Below are 18,024 nucleotides of genomic sequence, written 5' to 3'. Positions count from 1 at the left end.
TTGTATGCGTGTGTTGGCTTGTGTAGTGCTTATGGTGCTAAGTGTGCAGGGGGCAAATGATCCTAAAAATAGGGATTTTAGCTTTGTGGGGGCTAGGGATTTTGCGCGCTTTTTTACCCCTGCGCCCACACCCATTGCCATAGATTCTACTGCTAAAGAGCCTAGCGCGGCACATTTTGGCAGCTTTGCTAAAGACTCTAGCCCTTTTGCACCATTTATCCACGATAAAAGCCTAGAATCCTTAACATTTGCTCCAAGCACAATACTGCGCATCAATGCTAAAGCCTTTGAAAAAGAGCTGGCATCAAGGAGGACATTACTACAAGCACAAGCAGTGCTATTTCAAGCGATGAGAGATGATCAGGCAAAGCGCGATGATAAGGAGATTTACTTAACTCTAGCAATGCTAGAGTATCGCCTAAATGGATTCTACCATTTACGCACTTTGGTGGCATATATCCGCGCATATTTGCACGCTGGCGGCGATAGGGCTGGGCTTCCAAGCCAGCTTGCACCTTTGCTTGCTTTACTAAATGAGCAGAGCACCTTTGCTAGTCTTGCGCAGATTCTACCTACGCTCCTGCGTGATCCAAGTCAGCTGCACTCGCATTTGTTTATAGCCCTAGATAGGCAAAGCCACAGCTTTGTGCGCACTTTTACGCAAGGGGCGCGCGGGTGCGTGGGACTTATCACGCAAGACTCTCAAGCGTTTGCGCTTTGCTTGCCGCCTTTTATCGATGAGCCCTTGCTGCTGCCATTTGATGGGAGGCTTTATATCATTGCAGGTAGTAGAATCTACCTAGTGCAAAGCCCTGCAGCCACGCTGGATTTACCAAGCTATGCCGCCTTGGTGTATGAGGAAAAAAATCGCCCCAAAATCTGCTTGTATGCAGCAGAGCTGCTTGATACACAGAGGCAGGCACACTTGGCTAATGATTTGGCACGCGCGGGCTATGGGGTGAGCCCAAGGGCTTTGGCACAATGGCAGAAAGACATTGCGCAAAATGATGAGCTAGTGGAGTATCTGGGGTATTTTGATGTGTTTAATGATGGGCGCAGAGTGCCACTTGCACGCACGCATACAATGATCGCGCAAGGACTGCCATTTTATGAAGCCTTTGTGCTAGATCCTAACACCTTGCAAGCAGATATTCTCCTAAGCCACCCGAGTATGGTCATTGGCGGGCGGATAGCTTCGCTATTTTTTGTCCAGCATAAGGGCGAGACCCTAGGCTGTGTGCGCGATGAGGCGCATAGAGAAGAAAAGCTCTTTAGATTCCATAGAGATAGCCTGCCAGAGCTAGTGGCGCATAGTCGCCTAGAGAAGTCGCTACGCACGATAAGACCACTTCTACCGCCTACAAAAGCACGCCAAGGTCTTTGCTCTATGGAGAAAAAGGGCGAGAGCGATACAAGATATGGGCTTTTGAGCTTTGGAGAATATATCATCACAGAATCTAACTTATGCGATAAACAAATGCAAAAAGCCCTAGCACAATGTGCAAGTTTTGATAAAGAAAACGAGCTAGAATGTAGGCTTAAAGCCATAAATGAAGCGATGGAAAATGTGCTATAATCTAGCCCATAAAGCTAGAAGATCAACTAGGAGCGAGTGAGTATGCGAGGTTTTAAGGTATTTAGTGGGAATGCACATAAAGAGTTTGGACAGGAGTTTGCCAAGCATTTAGATGTGGTGCTTAGTAAGATTATGATCAATCGCTTTAGTGATGGTGAGATAGGCGTGCAGATCCAAGAGTCCGTGCGCGGGAAAGATGTCTTCATCATACAGCCCACTTGTATGCCAACTAATGACAACCTTATGGAGCTGCTCATTATGAGCGATGCCTTTAAGCGTAGCTCCGCTAGCTCTATCACTGCCATTATCCCCTACTTTGGCTATGCGAGGCAAGATCGCAAAGCCGCTCCACGCGTGCCAATCACCGCCAAGCTTGTAGCAAACCTTATCCAAAATGCCGGCATTGATCGTGTCATTACTATGGATTTACACGCGGGGCAGATACAGGGCTTTTTTGACATTCCGGTGGATAATCTTTATGGCTCTATTATCTTTCAAGACCATATCCGTAGCAAAAAGCTCCTAAACCCCATCATCGCTAGCCCAGATATTGGCGGTGTGGCTAGGGCTAGGTATTTTGGGCAAAAGCTTGGACTTGATTTAGTCATTGTCGATAAGCGCAGAGAGAGGGCAAATGAGAGTGAAGTGATGAATATTATCGGTGATGTGCAGGGCAAAGATGTGATTTTAGTCGATGATATGATTGATACTGCTGGGACTATGTGTAAGGCAGCCCAAGCTTTGAAAGATAAGGGAGCTACTTCTGTGATGGCTCTAGGCACGCACGCGATTTTAAGTGGTCCAGCGATTGAGCGCATAGAAGAGAGCGTGCTTGATGAAGTGATTGTGAGCAACTCTATCCCCTTGCGTAAGAGTTGCAGTAAGATTACCACGCTTAATGTCGCGCCATTGTTTGCAGAAGTTGTGCGTAGAATCTATCACAACGAAAGTGTTAATTCACTATTTATGTAAAGAGTGGCTATGGTTTTTGAACACGAGATCCCAGAGGGGACGAAGCTGTATTTTGGCAGAAGTGCTAGGATTAAGCGTGAGCTTGAGAATGCGGCGTGTGAGATATTTTATAGTCATGGCTTTGAAGAAGTAATCACGCCATATTTCTCCTACTTAGAGCATCAGCAAAATTTCTCCAATCGCCACCTAATCCGCCTAAGCAGCCAAAACAATCACCAAATTTCCTTGCGCTATGATTCTACTATTGATACGATCCGCACCATTACCAAGCGTTTAGAGCGAGCGACCAGCCATAAGAAGTGGTTTTATATCCAGCCGGTTTTTAGCTACCCTACTAATGAAATCTATCAAATTGGCGCAGAATCTATCTATGATGATAATTTGCATACGATGATTAGCGTTGGGCTTGAGATTCTATCATCCTGTGATATTAAGGCGACCTTGCAGTTTAGCAATGTAAAGATTCTAGCCCTTGTGCTAGCAGAAATTGGCATAGATAAAGACACTTATAAGGCTCTCTCTATGCGAGAGCTTGCACAAAAAGCGCGATTTGTTGAAGAGCTTTTGCGCTTAAATACCTTGCAGGATTTGGATAGCTTTTTGCCAAATGCACCGATGTTTTTGCGCTTTGAGCTAGAGCGGCTATCACATAAAGCGCACGCTTGCGAGTATGAGCAGATCCTCATCTCTCCGCTTGAGCCCCCACTTGTGGATTACTATGATGATGTGGTGTTTCGCGTGTTTAGTGAGAATGACACGCTTATGCTTGGGGGCAAATACAATATACAAGAGTGCTTGTGCTGTGGATTTGGGATTTATACAGATAGTGTGATTAGCCATATTCTAGCGCGAGAATCTAACAAGAGCTATAAATAAGGAGTGTGTATGGTGGATTTAATCGTAGGGATTCAGTGGGGTGATGAGGGGAAGGGCAAGATTGTCGATGTGCTAGCAAAGGATTATGACTACATTGTGCGCTATCAGGGAGGGCATAATGCTGGGCATACCATTGTTGTGGGGGATAAAAAATACGCCTTGCACCTAATCCCATCAGGTATTCTTACTTCTCATTGTATCAATATCATTGGTAATGGCGTGGTCATCGAGCCTTCCGCACTTATTGAAGAAATGCGCCAATTTGGCGGTGAGCAAGCACTGCTTGGCAGGCTGTTTATCTCTGATAGGGCGCATATTATCCTGCCCTTTCATCAAGAGCTAGATTCTAGCCTTGAGCGTGCTGCAAATGCCATAGGCACGACCAAAAAGGGCATAGGACCTTGCTATACTGATAAAATCGCGCGCATAGGGCTAAGGGCGTGTGATGTGCGCAACTTCCCCGCACAAAGAGAGTCAATCATCGCGCGATTACAGGAGCGAGTGCGCACACTCAAAGAATCTAATATGCTAGATTCTAGTTTAGAAGAGCTTGTGCAAGCAAGCATAAGCTCCCTAGAATCTGCCCACACAATTCTCTCTCCCTTTATCACCGATACGACTTCGCTTCTTTGGGAGGCGCAAGCACAGGGGAAAAGGATCTTGCTAGAAGGTGCGCAAGGCAGTATGCTAGATATTGATCACGGCACTTACCCCTTTGTAACAAGCTCTACCACCATTGCTGCTGGCTCTTGTGCTGGGAGTGGGCTAGCTCCACGCGATATTGCTAGCGTGCTTGGGATTATGAAAGCTTATTGCACGCGTGTGGGGCACGGACCTTTCCCCACAGAAGATGGCAAGGAGTTTGGCGCACTCTTGTGCGAGAAGGGCGCAGAGTTTGGCACGACAACAGGGCGTAAGCGCAGGTGTGGCGGGTTTGATGCGCTCGCTGCGCGCTATGCGTGCAGGCTTAATGGCTGCGATAAAATCGCGCTAATGAAGCTTGATGTGCTAGATGGACTTGAAGAAATCGCTGTGTGTGTGGCATATCAATATCAAGGCAGAAAGATTTCGTATATGCCAAGTGATTTGGAAAATGCTACGCCAATTTATGAGATCTTGCCCGGCTGGGCTGGGGAGAGTAGCAAGGGGATAAAGAGCTATGATGCCCTGCCCACTAATGCAAAGGCGTATATCGCGCGCTTAGAAGAGCTTGTGGGGGTAAAAATTGCGATGATTTCCACAGGTGCAGAGAGAAGCGAGATCATCTATCGCTATGATTGCGCAATTTGACAAGCTTATCAAAGCCCAAGAGCAAAAACTCTCCTTATGCGAGCAGCATATTGTCCGCTATAACAACGACATAGCTGCAAAGCAAAGCCAAGTTAATGGGCTTATTAGCCAAATAGCGCAGATGAGTTTGCCAAAAGCTGGGGATTTTAGCGTGTTTCTCCAAGCAAATGCTAAAAAAAGAGCCTTTATCTTTGAGATAGACTCTTTACAAGAGCAAATCGCCAAGGACAAGGCGCGGATACAAGAGCTAGAGCAGGAGTATCGACTGCTTTGTATTGAGTTTGAAAAGCTTAAATATATCCGCGAGAGAGAGCGTGAGAATCTTGTGAAAACGCTCAAGCAAAAAGAGCGCAGAGAGCTTGATGAAGTGGCGATTCTACTACATAAAAAGGAGTTATTATGAGAGTGATACTACTAGTGCTAATGGCATTTATAGCATTGTATGCGGATAAAAAAGAGCCAAACCCTGATGCACTCTTGCAGTGTAATGCGATTTTTGAAGCGCGCAAAGATGAGATAGCCCAGAATCTTCGCACTTTGAACGAAAAAATGCAAAACCTTGAAGCCTACAAAAACGCCACACAAAATCTCCTAGATCAAAAGCAAGCCAAGCTAAAAGAGCAAGAAGATGCCTTAAATGCTAGAATCCAAGAAGCCAAACAAGAAGCGCAAAAGGTGGCAAAGCTCCAAGACGATAGGAAAAAAGCCATAGAAGCTCTTGTGGCTAAAAATGAAGCACTGCTTAAAGAGATCCAAACTTCATCAAACTCCAAGGTGGCAAAAAGCTTTTCTGGTATGAAAGATTCTAAAGCCGCGCCTATAATCGCTGAGCTAGATGATGCAGAAGCGGCGACTATTCTCTCCTCACTCACTGCAGCAGATATGGCAAAGATTCTAGCTAAGATGGACGCCAAGCGCGCCGCGGAGCTTACAAAAATCATCGCCAAAGGACCGCCCTTTAGCAATACTGATAAGCCAAAGCCAAAAGTCCCAGCAGATGAGCCTAAGCTAGAGCAATTAGAGCAGGATCAAAGAGACTTCCAAGAAAATGGTGGAATCTAATTGCGTGCTGGCTAGATTCTAGCTTAGATTCTACTATCTTAGATTCTAGGGGTGGGTAGTGTGCAGTGGCTAGCGGTTTGGCTTTTTAGCGTAGAGATTTGGGTAGTAGTCCTTAAATCTGCGGTGGAACCAAAACCAGCTTGAGGGATTGCTGCGCACCACTTTGCTTGTAATATCTGCTTGCGCTTGGGTGGCTTGCGCTAGATCGCTCGCTAGATCTTGTGTGTGTGGAGTATAGATGGGCGGGAAAAAGCGCATAACAAAGCGCGAGTAGTCCTTGTTCATATCAATAAACACCGGCACAATGGCGATATTAAATCGGCGAGAAAGCACAGAGGCTATGGGCGTGTGGCTTGCTTTCTTGCCTAAAAACTCCACGCATACACCCTCATTTGATGAGATACTTTGATCGACCAAAATCCCAGCCACGGCATTCCCTTGTGTATAGAATTTGAGCAGGTTTCTAAACGCTCCAGCTTTATCAATAAAGCGCACGCCTTGTAGCTCTCTACGAGAAATAATAAGCTTATCAATACTATCAATCCCTGTGAGCCGCCCTAAGCTTGCCATTTTATTAGGCTCTAGGCGAGGGGGGAGAAAAGTCGCTAATGCTTCCCAATACCCAAAATGCCCCGATACAAGCACGACACTGCCGTCTTTTTCCAAGCTATCTAGCACATAATGCTCATCAATAATATCAAACCGCTGCTTGTGGATATGGTAGGGGATTTTGGGGATTCTAATGCTCTCCAAAATCACAAAGGCGAAGTTTTGGTAGCAACGCTTAATAATGGTGCGCTTTTGTGCAAGATTTAGAGAATCTCCATAGATGAAGTGCAGATTTGTTAGGGCATCGTTATAGCGACGCTTATTGTCCAAAAGACACATTAAAAATCCAAGCCCCTTCACGCACAGCACAAACACACGATTGGGCATAATGGCTAAAGCCGAGCCTAGCACATTGACAAATACCCCAAGTAGCACACCGACAATATTCATCTAATACACACTTAGGAGATGACTATGCGCATTTGCGCGGGCGGGATAATGCCTGCGATAGATTCTCGTGCTAGCACAAGCCTAGAATCCGCCGTGATAAACAATGTGCTATGCTCATAGCTATATTGCAGCAAATGATCCCCACTCATACATAGCGCGTAGGAGAGCGACAGGATAAAGCTAAGCCATTGGAGATTCTCAATGGGGGGCATAATGTCTGTAATGTGCGCTATGGCATCATCTTTTGGTATGCGCTTGTTGATATACTCAAGCAGCAAGCATAGCACTGCCCTATCAGTATGGGAGAATCCATAATCAAGCCCGTGTAGCAAGAAATATGCCCCGTGGTCCATACGCCCATAGAAGTTTAAAAACCCCCCCACATCGCAAAGCTGGGAGACAATGCGTAAATATCTCTTATTGCTCTCATCAAGCTTGTGTTCACAAGCAAGCACATCAAAAATCGCATTTGCTTCCTTGGCGATTGATTTTCCCCATTTTGTGCAAACTTTAAAGCGATCTTGCAGGGCGATAAGCGATGGATAAATCCCGCTTGGGAAGCGATATTTCTGCGTGCGTAGCATATCAGCAAGAAACACTCCCTCTCGCACCCCCACTCCACTTGCTGTGATACACTTGGCTCCAAAGTGATCAAGCAGCATAGCAAATATTAGCGCACCAGAGCGGATATTATCACGCCGATCAGGCGAGACACCAAGCCCAGCTAAATCTTCTTCCTTTGCTTTATAGATTGTTTGGATAAACGACCTTGCTTCTTTGACAGCAATCTCATAGCCGTGGATTGTTTTTATCGGGTATTTGCGCTGCTTGCTGGTGATTTTGGCAAGTGCGCGGATCGTCCCGCCAATCCCAAATACATTGTGGTGTGTAAAGTGGGCGGGGATTTTTTGCAGCTCTTGTTTGATAAACTGCTTTGCCTGCTCTAAATTTTTATGGTCGAAAAACAGCTCTTTCAAGCGGATCGTCCCTAAATGCAGAGAAATCACCTCTTTAATATCACCATTTTCAATGATCGCACACTCTGTGCTACCGCCACCTATGTCAATGGTAATGCCATCTTTCTTATGCGATAAGTTTGCGCACGCTAAGCCACCATACCACGCTTCCTTTGCTCCATCGATGACTTTTATGCTTATGCCACTTTCCTTTTTTGCTCTAGCGAGAAACTCTGCGCGATTTGGGGCATCGCGCACTGCTGAAGTCGCCACGCATAAAAGCTTCCTAGCGGCATATTTTTTAGCAATAGCGTGGAACTCTCTAAGTGCATTGATCGCGCGCCTTATGGGAGCTTCTTGCAAAAATCCGCCATTTTCATAGCAACCTTGAGAAATCCGCACGCGCGACTTACACTCATAAATAAGCCGAAATCCATAGCGACTTGTCTTCTCAAAGATCGCCATTCTTGCAGAGTTTGAGCCAATGTCAATCACTGCAGTAATTTTTGCCATTACTCGCCTTTATTGAGCTGCTCAAATTTGTATTTTAGCTCTTCTAAGCTCTCGCTATTATCTGGGTCTGGGATAATAGCGTCTTTTGGGCACACACTTACGCAGCTTGGCTCATCATAATACCCCACACACTCTGTGCAGCAGTCTGGGTCAATTGTATAAATAGGGTCTCCTTCTACAATCGCGCCATTTGGGCACTCTTCTAAGCACGCATCGCAGGCGATACACTCATCATTGATCATTAAGCTCATATTCTCCCCTTGGTTATAGTATAGTGAAATAAAGCGTGTTTCTAACGAAAATTCTCTTAAATTACCTTGAAATTTTATATCTCTTTGGGAGTTGGTGCATTGGGGGTGGATTGGGTTTTGAGATATTGATAGCGCAAGGATTCTCGCTCATTTTGTAAGCGTCTATGCTCTTCTTTAAGTAGGTCGCTTTGTGTTTGTAGCTTATTGATGTCGCGGCTAATGTAGTAGATCGAGCTTGATAGCCAGATTTTAGGCATAGAGATAAGGAGTGCGAGAAAAAGCGCGCTGTATATGAGAATCAAGTAGCGTATATGCAGCCCACTTGTAGGCTCTTCTTCATACAGAGCTGCCTTCTCGCTCGTATCTACGCGAATATCGCGGTAAGGGTCTTTGTGAGAAGTTGGCATAGATTCTCCTTGCAGTGGCTTATGGGCGTTATTGTAGCGCAAAAGCGCGAAGTTTTGCTGAGCGAGCCCTTGGATTTGCGCGCACTTCTTTGGGGCTTGCTACTAAAGGTTTTTTTGTAAGTATTGTGCCTTTGCTATGATTAGCTCCACAGACACAGCGCATAGCATCGCTTGGGCAAATGCACGCTCGCGCAAAATGCTTGAAACGCTCTTTTACTAGCCCATCTTCCAAAGAGTGAAAGCTAATGATCCCCACAATCGCACCGCGCAAATCCGCACCACTTGCTTGCTCGATAGAATCTAGCAGAGCCCTAAGCGCACCAAGCTCGTTATTTACTTCAATGCGCAATGCTTGGAAAGCAAGTGTGGCAGGGTGGATTTTGTGTTTGGAGAAATGCTTAGAAATAAACTCGCTTAAATCGCGCGCATTGTAGAATCCTTCATCGCGTGGGTATGTATTGGCAAACTCTTTGATAAGTCGCGCCATCTTTTTAGATTCTGGGATTTGCCCATAGCTGCGCAAGATTTCTTCTAGTGCGTATTGGGAATACTCTGCGATGATAGAGCTAGCACTCTGTGCTTGGCGTGTGTCCATTCGCATATCAAGTCTATCGCTTATGAAGCTAAAGCCACGCGATTTGTCATCAAGCTGCAAGGAGCTTACGCCAATATCTGCTAGCACGCCTACCACACGCTTGTTTTGCGAGCGTGCTAGCTCTAGTGCTTGCACAAAGCCTTGTGCAAAATTTGCGTGTAAAATCTCTAGGCGATCGCTAAAATCAGCTAGATTCTCCCTAGCAAGTGCAATGGCGTTAGAATCTTGATCGATCCCAATAAGTGTGATGCCCTTGCATAGCTCCAAAATCTCTCTACTATGTCCGCCAAGCCCCAGTGTGCAGTCGATAAAAGCGGCATTGGAGCAGGAGCACAAAGGCGCAAAAATCTCTCGTATATGCTCTGTAAGCACGGGAATATGTCGCATAAACTATCCTAAGAAGAAAAGCAAAATACTAAGGAAAACTTGATAAAAGTAAGGTAAAGCAGGACCGCAGCCTTGATGGGCTGCGGGAAGTTCGCAGGTTTTAAGGCTTGATTTAACTATTTAAGATCCCAATCTTTCACGCTACCGCTAAAGATTGCTTTAACTTGATCTTTTGATAGATTGTCAAGAGAGTTTTTTGGATTGACAATCACTGCTAGACCATCAAGAGCAAGCACGCGGGGTTTTACGCCTTTTGCAAGCTCGCTATCTTTGAGCTCTCGGCTTACCATACCGATATGAGCAATGCCCTGCACCGTAGCATTTACGCCTGTTGTAGAATCTGACTGCTGCACTTCAATTGTAGCTTTTGGATTCTGGGCGATGTAGAGCTCTTTTAGCTTCTCCATAAGTGGGGTTACAGAGCTAGATCCGGCAATGACGATTTTGCCCTCTGGATTCTTGGGGGTATAGGCTTTGGCATCTAGTGGGATATAGCCAGATTTTGTGATGACTTCTTGCACTTTATCTGATCCAATAAAGCCTAGAAAATCATCTGCAAGTGGGTTAGACTTTGCTGTGATGACAAGAAATGGGCGAGAAATGGTGTATTTCTTGTTTTTGATGTTTTCTACACTTGGGGCGACACCATTGATATTGAGTGCTTTGACACTATTGTTAAGTGCGCCGAGTGAAACATAGCCGATAGCGTTTTTGTTGCGCGCAATGGTGGTAAGCATAACGGCAGTTGAGTTTGTGATCTCTGCGCGTGGTGAAGTCATATCGATTTTTTTATCACCTTGCTTTTGCAAGAGGTCAAAAATCTCTACAAACGCTCCCCTTGTGCCAGATCCTTCTTCTCTGGAGACAAGGCTAATGGGTGCAGCACTAGCAAGTGTTACAGAAAACACGCTAAATGCTAGGACAAACTTTTTCAAACTTGGCTTGAAAGAAAATGTTCTCATACAGAACTCCTTTAGTAGATTTGCAAAAATGCAAGTAGAATAGTAATGGCTGAATGTAAAGTATCAAAACATATTTGTAAAAAATGAGTAAAGATATAGCGGTGCAAAAAGTGGATTCTAGCTTAGAATCTATATGCCACTATCGCACTTCCACCTAGAGAATGCACACCGGCAAAGGCACGCGTGTAGAATAGCTCAAATCCCATCGTGCTACGGCGTAGCTGGTAGTGGGCATTGGCTCCTAGGGCTAGGCGATCACTATATGGCAGCGCGATTGGGATACTTGTGCTACCCAAAGAGATAGCAGCCTTTTGCTTGGTGTTGTAGAGATGTGGCTCATAATCAACCCTTGCAGTTAGTATTCCAACACCCCTAAATACAGAAAACGCCACGCCACTTTGCGCCCCAAAGCCGATATTGATCATATAGTCTGTGTAGGCTTGCGTGGCTGCTTGAAGCGCGTCTCCTTGTGCGTTTGCATTATGCTGTGTGAGCAGATATTGCCGCACACTTGCATAGGGCTTAAAAAATGCAGACCCCATAAAAAACCGATACCCAAGTGCCACTTCACCCATAAAGCGGCTTGCTAAGAAGCTTGAGCTAGAATCTAGCCTAGCCCCAGAGATGGCAATGGAGTTTTGCGTCTCAAAAGTCCCCAAAGAGCCTAGTAGCCCCAAATCTAGCTCCAAAGACTTCCAAGCAATCGTATCGCTAAGCGAGAGCCCAAAGGCATAGCTTGTATTCTTAGTGCTAGTGGTTGTTAGATTTTGTCCTAAGGTATTGTAGAGAAAGCTCCCACCTAGTCGTAGATTATGCCCAAAGATTTGCGCACTAGCCCCAGCTTCTAGCCCCACAAGCCCACCTGCTCCATATTTGCCAAACACGCCGCCACCAAGTGCGCGCATATCAAGTGCTATGCGCCTTTGTGGTGCATATACATAGCTTGGCGTGGCAAGCAGGGCGTTTTGATAGGGGGCGTAGGATTTGGGCATAGCGCGTGGCTGGTGTTTTGGCAGTGGTGCGCTATTGTAGGCGAGGCGCGCGTATGCTTGTGTGGCATTGAGCTTGGCTAGGGTTTGCGGGGATAGGGGTGTCGCTGTTATGTGATGGGCTTGTAAGGATTCTAGTGTGGCTAGTGGCATAGCCTGCTGGGCTGCTAAGAGTCCTTGCGTATCGCTAACAAGCCCGGATAGAGCCTCTTCCCCGCCATATGTATAGATACTCCCCATATTTGCTTGCTCAAGTGCAGAATCTAGTGCCTGCAAGATTGGCGCATTTGCTCCTAGCTTATTATCAAAAGCGTGGATCGCATCTTCTTTGCGTGTGATGGTAAGAGCGGTGTTAGAATCTACTAGCGTGATTGTTAGGAAGTCGTGCTGGGCTTGTGTGAGAGATAGCGCACCTTGATTGGTAAGCGTGCCTTGTATAAATGTATGCTTGCCTAGGGATAAGCCTTTAGATTCTACTAAGATTGTTCCATTGTTGGTAATATCGCCTTTGATTTGACCAAGCTTGCCATTATATGTGCCAAAGATGATGGTGCTTGCCTGCTTGTTTTGCACGCCTTTTTGCACTTCTAGCACACTGCCATAGAGCTTAATGCTAGAATCTTTAGGCTTTAGCAAATCACCATCAATGGTAAGATTGCCTCCTTGCTGGGAGATAAGCTGCCCACTAACGCTCATTGTGCCACCATAAAGCACAAGATCGCCCCCACCGCCAAAAGCTGAGTCAAAGGGGTTTAGCCCACTGCCTCCGCCTGTGCTATCTACGCCTTTATCTGTTTGCCCGCCGTTGTAGAAGTCGCCATCAATGGTGATTGTGCCATTGTGGCTTACAAATTGCGCTGTGGTGGTGTAGTCATTTGGTGTGAGTCCGCGCGTATTGCCGACATTGTAGATGTTGCCCTTTAGCGTGAGTGTGCCGCCATTATTTTGGAGCTTGTGCTGGAATCTAATCGCCTTGTCTGCTTCAATGCTAAGGCTCGCACCATTTTCTATAAGCACTTCTCCATCGTGGATAAAGAGTCGAAGCTGTGAGAAGCTGGCTTGCGAGTTTTGCGCTAAAAGTAGCTTGCTATGCTCACCAAAGCGCACTTTAGATTCTCCACCATATTCGCTTGCTTGGGGGTTGATCAGGGATTTATCGCTTAGGATTACAAAAAGACTTGAGCTAGAATCTAGCACAAGAGAGCTGCCATTACCAAATGAGAGCGTGTGGTAGCCCATTAGCGCGACTTTAGCAGTGTCTGTAAGCTGTATCCCTGCGCTTTGAAAATGCGTAGTTTTGTCATTGGCGCTTAGGGTGTAGGTGGCGTTACTCGCACCTTTAATACTAAAGCTTCGCGCGTGGAAAAATGTCTGCTCGCCATTGCCTGCTTGAGAAAGTGTGGTGTCTTGCTTGTTTGTGTTTGGAGTAAGTGTGATGAAAGCTGGCATAGCATAGCTAGCAATGCTATCTGCGCACAAACACACTGCGCACAAACACAGAGCGGCAAAAGCTCTCATCTAAAATCCTAGAGCTCTTTAACTTCTAAGGCTAGGTTAGCGGTAACGCCAGAGCCAAGGCGGATAATGACTACAAACTCGCCGATATGTTTAATGGGTGTTTGTATATCAATTTCTTTTTTATCAATGTGGAGCTTGTGTTTTTCTTGTAGAGCGGTGGCTATTTCATCTTTGGTGATAGAGCCAAAGAGCGCGCCATTGTTGCCCTTTTTTTCCAAAGTTAGTGTGATGGATTCTAGGCTTTTAGCAAGCTGCTTGCGCTGCTCTAGCTCTAGGGCTTCTAGCTCGGCTTGGTGTCTTTGCTGGGCTTTGTATTTGTTGATGACCTCATTGGTAGCGTGCTTTGCCTTGCCTTTAGCGATTAAGAAATTTTGCCCATAGCCATCTTTGACTTCGCATACTTCACCTTTTTTGCCAAGTCCTTTTACATCTTCTAGTAGTAAGACTTTCATAATGCTTCCTTTGGGTATAATTTGCGCACATTGTAGCACTTAGAATATGATTAAACAATAGAGAGTGTAATGCTAGAGAAGTCATCAAGTCGTTTGCAAACCTTTGTCTTTAATGGGCTAGTTGTTCATATCTGCTACAAGCCTAGCAGATATATGCGCATAAATATCCGCCCAAGCCTAGAATCTAGCCAGCCTATCATCAAGCTCACTTGCCCACCTCGCGCTACAAATGAAGCGATTTTGGCATTTATACAAGCACATAAGGAGTGGATTGATAATGTATGTGCGCATATAGCGCAGGTTAGGGGGGAGATTGTAGAGATACTACAAGAGCATTGCGATGAGGTTTTGCTCTTTGGTAAATGGGTGCCTGCTATGCCACTTATAGAGCTGCGTGCTATACTGCACACTTATTTAGTGCAGCGCACAGATGTGCTTGCCAATGCTATGGGTGTGCGCTTTAGCAAGCTTGCTGTGCGTAAGACTAGGAGTCGCTTTGGGAGCTGCACGCAAGATCGCCTAAGCTTTTCGATCCTGCTAGTATTTGCCCCACAAGAAGAGATTGATTATGTGATTATCCACGAGCTAGCGCATATCGTGCATAAAAATCATTCCGCGCGGTTTTGGGGGCTTGTGGGGGTGCATTGCCCAAGCTGGAAAACATTGCGCAAATCACTTAAAAGCCGTTATGGACTATTTAGCGCGCTGCTTGATAGATTGGAGCAAGCAAACCCCACGCAAACCCCACAAGCTAGCCCACAAAGCCACAATGCTGACATAGGCTCTCAACTGCTATTTGATTTTTAAAGCCATTTTTCATCGCCACTGCCCTAGGAGAGCGCAGGGCTTCTTGCAAGCTTATATGCGCGATATTGCCCAGATTGATTGAGCCTTGTGTGTCCATACAGCAAGGCACGATTGTGCCATCGCTTAAAATGCCTATTTGCTGCGTGAGTGCGTGGCAGGATTTGCGGTTTTGGGGCATTGTGGCAAAGCCCGCCCAAGTAAAATGCGTCTTTTTGATAAGAAATGCTCTGCTCCATAGGCGAATGCGCCCTTTCTCATCAAAAAGCGCGCTTATATCATCGCACGCTAAAGCGTGGTGTAATGCAGAGTGGTAGGCTTTGTGTGTAGGGGTGGTAATGGATTTTGGGAGAATTTGGCGTAGTAGGTTGCATAGGATTGACTGGTGTTGATAAAGGCTAGAATCTTGGATTCTAAGATTTAGGAAGCAGCTAGGATTATGTAAATGGTGGGCAAGTAGGGGCGCAAGCTTTGTGGCATAGCTAGCGATAGCATTGTCTATACCAGCTTCTAGGGAGATAGAGAGCTGATAGATAGGGGGGCTTAGGAGTGCTTGGGGGCTATGTTTATGGAAAAACGCTCCGCTTGTTACAAGCTCGATTTGCGCGCCTTTTTTACGCGCTATGGCAAGGTAGTGTGCAAGATTTGGCAGTGCGCAAGGATCGCCCAAAATATGCAAGGCAATGTGATTGGATAGGGGTAGGGCGTGATCTAGGGCTTGTGTAAAAACTGCAGGCGACATCACACCGCGCACACCCTTTTGCACTGGGCAAAATGAGCAGGCAAGATGACAAATATCACTTAGCTCTATATAGATTTTTTTCATACCGCTACTTAGCGAATATGTGGGAGAATCTTGCGCAAGTCTTTTTCATCGATAATAATATTTGCGTGCTGCTTGAGTATGGGCTTGGCGCAAAAGGCAACCGCATAGCCCGCACACTCCAGCATACTGCAGTCATTTGCACCATCGCCTATGGCAAGTGTTTCTTGCTTGCCAATGCCAAGCAGGGATTGCAGGCGCGCAAGCATATCGCCCTTAGAGTTGCTAAACATCATATCTCCCCCGACTTTGCCGCTAAGGAGATCGCCATTTGTATGGAGAATATTGCTAAAATCAGCGTGAAGCCCTAGCTCTTTGGCAAAATATCGTGTAGCCAAGTGGAATCCACCGCTAAAGCACACGACTTTCGCCCCCATATTTTTAAGCTCTTCTATGCACTCTTTTGCACCCTGCATAAGGGGTAGATTCTGGCAGACTTTTTTAGCCTGCTCAAATGGCAAGCCCTTTAAAAGTGCCACTCGTTCATTTAAGCTCTCGAAGAAATCTAGCTCGCCGCTCATAGCCCGCTCAGTAATGCTGCTAACCTGCTGCCAGACCCCGTGCTCCTTAGCTAGAAAGTCGATTGTCTCGCCGTCCATTAAGGTTGAGTCAAAGTCAAACACCGCAAGCTTTATCATCAGCTATGCCTTTGCTTAAACCTACAAGAGTTGAGAGCTTATTGCATTTGTGCGGCAACTTCAGCAGCAAAGTCTTCAGTCTTTTTCTCTATGCCATCTCCTAGCTCAAATCGCACATACTCTGCCACTTCGATGGAGTCATTCCACTCTTTGGATTTTTCTGCAAGCACTTGGGCAATAGTCTTCTTATCGTCCATTACAAAAAACTGCCCAAGTAATGTAAGTCTTTGATCAATAAGCGTATTATCCGCGATAAATCGCTCTAGCTGTCCGGGGATAATCTTATCCCAAATGGCTTCAGGCTTACCTTGCTTCTTTAACTCTTCTTTTAAAATCTGCTCTTGCTCTGCTAGCACAGATTCTGTAAGCTGGGCGCGGGAGATGTATTTAGGGACATTTTTTAGAGGTTTGCCTAGTCGCTTTAGCTCTTCATTGTCTTTTTCCACTTCAGCAATTAGTGCTACGCGCTCCTTTTCTAAAAAGTCTGCGCTAAATCCACTATAATCAATATATACAGGCTTCATCGCAGCAGCGTGCATACAGAGATTGCGCGCAAGCTCGGCAAGCTTAGGAGCGTTTGTCTCGCTACCCTTTAGCGCGATAATCACACCCACGCGCCCATTGCTATGGACATAGCCATTGACAATGGTGCCTTGATTTGCCTTTATACTGCAGGTTTTGCGCACGACAATGTTTTCGCCGATTTTAGCGATTTGTGTCTTTAGATATTCATCAAAGCTTTGATTTTCTATATGCAAGGATTCTAGTGCGCTTATCTCACTAATATTATGCGTAAATACAAGATCACTAGTTTTGGCTACTAAGTCTTTGAACCCATCGTTTTTAGCGACAAAGTCTGTTTCAGAATTAACTTCAATCATACAAGCTTGGGAAAAATCACTTGCTACCTTGACAGAAATTGCCCCCTCAGCAGCGACTCTATCCGCCTTTTTGGCGGCTTTGCTTAAGCCTTTTTCTCGTAGGTATTCTACTGCTTTTTGCAAATCTCCTTGCACTTCCACCAAAGCCTTTTTGCAATCCATCATTCCTGCATCAGTCATTTCGCGTAGTTGCTTGACAAGCTGGGCAGTAATCTCGCTCATATTTTCTCCTTAATTATTTCTTTATGGTGATTATGCTGGGCTACTCTTGCTCTTGCATAGCTTCATCAACCACAGCTTGCTTTTCTGCTTCACTTGCTGGCTCTTGTGAGCTCTCTTGATCTTCTTGGCTCTCCTGCGCGCCATTCATCTCGCGCCCTTCAATGATCGCCTCTGCAATCTCTTTGCAAAAAAGCTGGATAGAGCGGATAGCATCATCATTGCCCGGCACAGGGTAATCCACCTTATCTGGGTCGCAGTTTGTATCAAGTGGAGCGACCACGGGAATCCCAAGTCTTCTAGCTTCAGCCACGGCAATTTTTTCTTTCACCACATCGATGACAAAGAGCATATCCGGAGCTTTCTTCAAATGTCGCACACCACCAAGGTATTGCGTGAGCTTCTCTTTCTTGCGTAAAAGCATAAGCTTTTCTTTTTTGGTAAGTAGATCGATTTGCCCACTTTCTTCCATTTCTTCGATAATTTCTAGTTTGCGCACAGAGCGTTTAATGGTGCTAAAGTTAGTGAGCATACCACCTAGCCAGCGGTAATTCACATAGGGCGCACCGATTTTTTCTGCACATTCCTTAATTGTCTCGCTCGCTTGCTTTTTTGTGCCGACAAATAGGATCGTCTTGCCTTCAGCTGCGGCATCGCGGACAATACTATAAGTGTAGCGGAAGTAGCGGATAGTCTTTTGTAGGTCGATGATGTGGATATTTTTGCGCACACCAAAGATAAATGGCTTCATTTTTGGATTCCAGCGTCTTGTTTGATGTCCAAAATGCACGCCGCATTCAAGTAGGTCTTTCATTGTTACCATTGGGGTCTCCTTGTAGTTTTGGTTTGTCCTC

General features: G+C 45.8%; 19 protein-coding genes. 7 read left to right on the top strand and 12 right to left on the bottom strand.

Translation table 11 applies throughout. The annotated features are described in order from the left end of the window. Window positions 1-4 precede the first annotated feature (4 nt). From F4V45_RS00270 to F4V45_RS00245, 6 genes are read left to right on the top strand one after another with little or no spacing between them, the layout of a single operon-like run. Entirely contained in the window at window positions 5-1,576 is a 1,572-nt protein-coding gene (locus tag F4V45_RS00270) for a hypothetical protein (RefSeq protein ID WP_150336542.1), read from the top strand. A 42-nt stretch (window positions 1,577-1,618) separates the two neighbouring features. Further along, window positions 1,619-2,548, top strand: a complete 930-nt coding sequence (locus tag F4V45_RS00265) for a ribose-phosphate pyrophosphokinase (RefSeq protein ID WP_150336541.1) — start codon at window positions 1,619-1,621, stop codon at window positions 2,546-2,548. Between the two features lie 9 nt (window positions 2,549-2,557). Then, window positions 2,558-3,424, top strand: coding sequence for an ATP phosphoribosyltransferase regulatory subunit (locus F4V45_RS00260; RefSeq protein WP_150336540.1), 867 nt, complete (start codon window positions 2,558-2,560; stop codon window positions 3,422-3,424). A 3-nt stretch (window positions 3,425-3,427) separates the two neighbouring features. After that, window positions 3,428-4,714 (top strand): adenylosuccinate synthase, encoded by a 1,287-nt coding sequence (locus tag F4V45_RS00255; protein ID WP_210670694.1) that lies wholly within the window; start codon window positions 3,428-3,430, stop codon window positions 4,712-4,714. After that, on the top strand, window positions 4,698-5,117 hold the full coding sequence (locus tag F4V45_RS00250; protein ID WP_150336538.1) for a flagellar FliJ family protein: 420 nt from the start codon (window positions 4,698-4,700) through the stop codon (window positions 5,115-5,117). The genes F4V45_RS00255 and F4V45_RS00250 overlap by 17 nt, the downstream gene beginning before the upstream one ends. Then, complete coding sequence (locus F4V45_RS00245) at window positions 5,114-5,776, top strand: MotE family protein (protein ID WP_150336537.1); 663 nt, start codon at window positions 5,114-5,116, stop codon at window positions 5,774-5,776. Before F4V45_RS00250 ends, F4V45_RS00245 begins: the two co-directional genes overlap by 4 nt. A 69-nt stretch (window positions 5,777-5,845) precedes the next feature. On the opposite strand, the gene F4V45_RS00240 is transcribed toward F4V45_RS00245, so the two are convergent. From F4V45_RS00240 to rplI, 8 genes are all read right to left on the bottom strand, one after another. Beyond that, window positions 5,846-6,775 carry a lipid A biosynthesis lauroyl acyltransferase gene (locus F4V45_RS00240; protein ID WP_150336536.1) on the bottom strand — a complete coding sequence of 310 codons (930 nt, stop codon included), beginning with the start codon at window positions 6,773-6,775 and terminating at the stop codon, window positions 5,846-5,848. 11 nt (window positions 6,776-6,786) lie between these two features. Further along, on the bottom strand, window positions 6,787-8,244 hold the full coding sequence (locus F4V45_RS00235; protein WP_150336535.1) for a Ppx/GppA phosphatase family protein: 1,458 nt from the start codon (window positions 8,242-8,244) through the stop codon (window positions 6,787-6,789). Further along, window positions 8,244-8,495, bottom strand: a complete 252-nt coding sequence (locus F4V45_RS00230; RefSeq protein ID WP_023928917.1) for a YfhL family 4Fe-4S dicluster ferredoxin — start codon at window positions 8,493-8,495, stop codon at window positions 8,244-8,246. The genes F4V45_RS00235 and F4V45_RS00230 overlap by 1 nt, the downstream gene beginning before the upstream one ends. Window positions 8,496-8,569: 74 nt before the next feature. Then, complete coding sequence (locus F4V45_RS00225) at window positions 8,570-8,902, bottom strand: hypothetical protein (protein ID WP_150336534.1); 333 nt, start codon at window positions 8,900-8,902, stop codon at window positions 8,570-8,572. 28 nt (window positions 8,903-8,930) lie between these two features. Next, entirely contained in the window at window positions 8,931-9,884 is a 954-nt protein-coding gene (gene rsmH, locus F4V45_RS00220; RefSeq protein ID WP_150336533.1) for a 16S rRNA (cytosine(1402)-N(4))-methyltransferase RsmH, read from the bottom strand. 116 nt (window positions 9,885-10,000) lie between these two features. After that, window positions 10,001-10,846 carry a substrate-binding domain-containing protein gene (locus F4V45_RS00215; protein WP_150336532.1) on the bottom strand — a complete coding sequence of 282 codons (846 nt, stop codon included), beginning with the start codon at window positions 10,844-10,846 and terminating at the stop codon, window positions 10,001-10,003. A 122-nt stretch (window positions 10,847-10,968) separates the two neighbouring features. Beyond that, a complete protein-coding gene (locus tag F4V45_RS00210; protein ID WP_150336531.1) occupies window positions 10,969-13,353 on the bottom strand; it encodes an autotransporter outer membrane beta-barrel domain-containing protein in 2,385 nt (794 codons plus the stop codon). An 8-nt stretch (window positions 13,354-13,361) separates the two neighbouring features. Beyond that, window positions 13,362-13,805 (bottom strand): 50S ribosomal protein L9, encoded by a 444-nt coding sequence (gene rplI, locus F4V45_RS00205; RefSeq protein ID WP_150336530.1) that lies wholly within the window; start codon window positions 13,803-13,805, stop codon window positions 13,362-13,364. 69 nt (window positions 13,806-13,874) lie between these two features. Between rplI and F4V45_RS00200 the strand changes: the two genes are divergently transcribed. Next, on the top strand, window positions 13,875-14,612 hold the full coding sequence (locus F4V45_RS00200) for a M48 family metallopeptidase (RefSeq protein WP_150336529.1): 738 nt from the start codon (window positions 13,875-13,877) through the stop codon (window positions 14,610-14,612). Here F4V45_RS00200 and F4V45_RS00195 read toward each other — a convergent pair. Genes F4V45_RS00195 through rpsB form a run of 4 tightly spaced genes read right to left on the bottom strand, consistent with a single transcriptional unit; the run spans window position 14,557 to window position 17,993 of the window. Next, a complete protein-coding gene (locus tag F4V45_RS00195; protein WP_150336528.1) occupies window positions 14,557-15,435 on the bottom strand; it encodes a radical SAM/SPASM domain-containing protein in 879 nt (292 codons plus the stop codon). The two genes, F4V45_RS00200 and F4V45_RS00195, sit on opposite strands and share 56 nt — an antisense overlap. Window positions 15,436-15,443: 8 nt before the next feature. Continuing rightward, window positions 15,444-16,070, bottom strand: a complete 627-nt coding sequence (gene serB / locus F4V45_RS00190; protein ID WP_150336527.1) for a phosphoserine phosphatase SerB — start codon at window positions 16,068-16,070, stop codon at window positions 15,444-15,446. A 38-nt stretch (window positions 16,071-16,108) separates the two neighbouring features. After that, window positions 16,109-17,173 carry a translation elongation factor Ts gene (gene tsf, locus F4V45_RS00185; RefSeq protein ID WP_150336526.1) on the bottom strand — a complete coding sequence of 355 codons (1,065 nt, stop codon included), beginning with the start codon at window positions 17,171-17,173 and terminating at the stop codon, window positions 16,109-16,111. A 40-nt stretch (window positions 17,174-17,213) separates the two neighbouring features. Then, entirely contained in the window at window positions 17,214-17,993 is a 780-nt protein-coding gene (rpsB, locus tag F4V45_RS00180) for a 30S ribosomal protein S2 (RefSeq protein WP_150336525.1), read from the bottom strand. Window positions 17,994-18,024 lie beyond the last annotated feature (31 nt).

This window comes from Helicobacter canis, assembly GCF_008693005.1.
GTDB classification, from domain to species: domain Bacteria; phylum Campylobacterota; class Campylobacteria; order Campylobacterales; family Helicobacteraceae; genus Helicobacter_B; species Helicobacter_B canis.
The sequence above is the reverse complement of the archived record's forward strand: the minus strand, read 5'-3'. Positions and strand labels throughout refer to the sequence as shown.

Bases quoted from the DNA above. Each gene is read 5' to 3' on its own strand.
- F4V45_RS00270 (WP_150336542.1), top strand. From the start codon at position 5: ATGCGTGTGTTGGCTTGTGTAGTGCTTATGGTGCTAAGTGTGCAGGGG.
- F4V45_RS00265 (WP_150336541.1), top strand. From the start codon at position 1,619: ATGCGAGGTTTTAAGGTATTTAGTGGGAATGCACATAAAGAGTTTGGA.
- F4V45_RS00260 (WP_150336540.1), top strand. From the start codon at position 2,558: ATGGTTTTTGAACACGAGATCCCAGAGGGGACGAAGCTGTATTTTGGC.
- F4V45_RS00250 (WP_150336538.1), top strand. From the start codon at position 4,698: ATGATTGCGCAATTTGACAAGCTTATCAAAGCCCAAGAGCAAAAACTC.
- F4V45_RS00245 (WP_150336537.1), top strand. From the start codon at position 5,114: ATGAGAGTGATACTACTAGTGCTAATGGCATTTATAGCATTGTATGCG.
- F4V45_RS00240 (WP_150336536.1), bottom strand. From the start codon at position 6,775: ATGAATATTGTCGGTGTGCTACTTGGGGTATTTGTCAATGTGCTAGGC.
- F4V45_RS00235 (WP_150336535.1), bottom strand. From the start codon at position 8,244: ATGGCAAAAATTACTGCAGTGATTGACATTGGCTCAAACTCTGCAAGA.
- F4V45_RS00230 (WP_023928917.1), bottom strand. From the start codon at position 8,495: ATGAGCTTAATGATCAATGATGAGTGTATCGCCTGCGATGCGTGCTTA.
- F4V45_RS00225 (WP_150336534.1), bottom strand. From the start codon at position 8,902: ATGCCAACTTCTCACAAAGACCCTTACCGCGATATTCGCGTAGATACG.
- rsmH (WP_150336533.1), bottom strand. From the start codon at position 9,884: ATGCGACATATTCCCGTGCTTACAGAGCATATACGAGAGATTTTTGCG.
- F4V45_RS00215 (WP_150336532.1), bottom strand. From the start codon at position 10,846: ATGAGAACATTTTCTTTCAAGCCAAGTTTGAAAAAGTTTGTCCTAGCA.
- F4V45_RS00210 (WP_150336531.1), bottom strand. From the start codon at position 13,353: ATGAGAGCTTTTGCCGCTCTGTGTTTGTGCGCAGTGTGTTTGTGCGCA.
- rplI (WP_150336530.1), bottom strand. From the start codon at position 13,805: ATGAAAGTCTTACTACTAGAAGATGTAAAAGGACTTGGCAAAAAAGGT.
- F4V45_RS00200 (WP_150336529.1), top strand. From the start codon at position 13,875: ATGCTAGAGAAGTCATCAAGTCGTTTGCAAACCTTTGTCTTTAATGGG.
- F4V45_RS00195 (WP_150336528.1), bottom strand. From the start codon at position 15,435: ATGAAAAAAATCTATATAGAGCTAAGTGATATTTGTCATCTTGCCTGC.
- serB (WP_150336527.1), bottom strand. From the start codon at position 16,070: ATGATAAAGCTTGCGGTGTTTGACTTTGACTCAACCTTAATGGACGGC.
- tsf (WP_150336526.1), bottom strand. From the start codon at position 17,173: ATGAGCGAGATTACTGCCCAGCTTGTCAAGCAACTACGCGAAATGACT.
- rpsB (WP_150336525.1), bottom strand. From the start codon at position 17,993: ATGGTAACAATGAAAGACCTACTTGAATGCGGCGTGCATTTTGGACAT.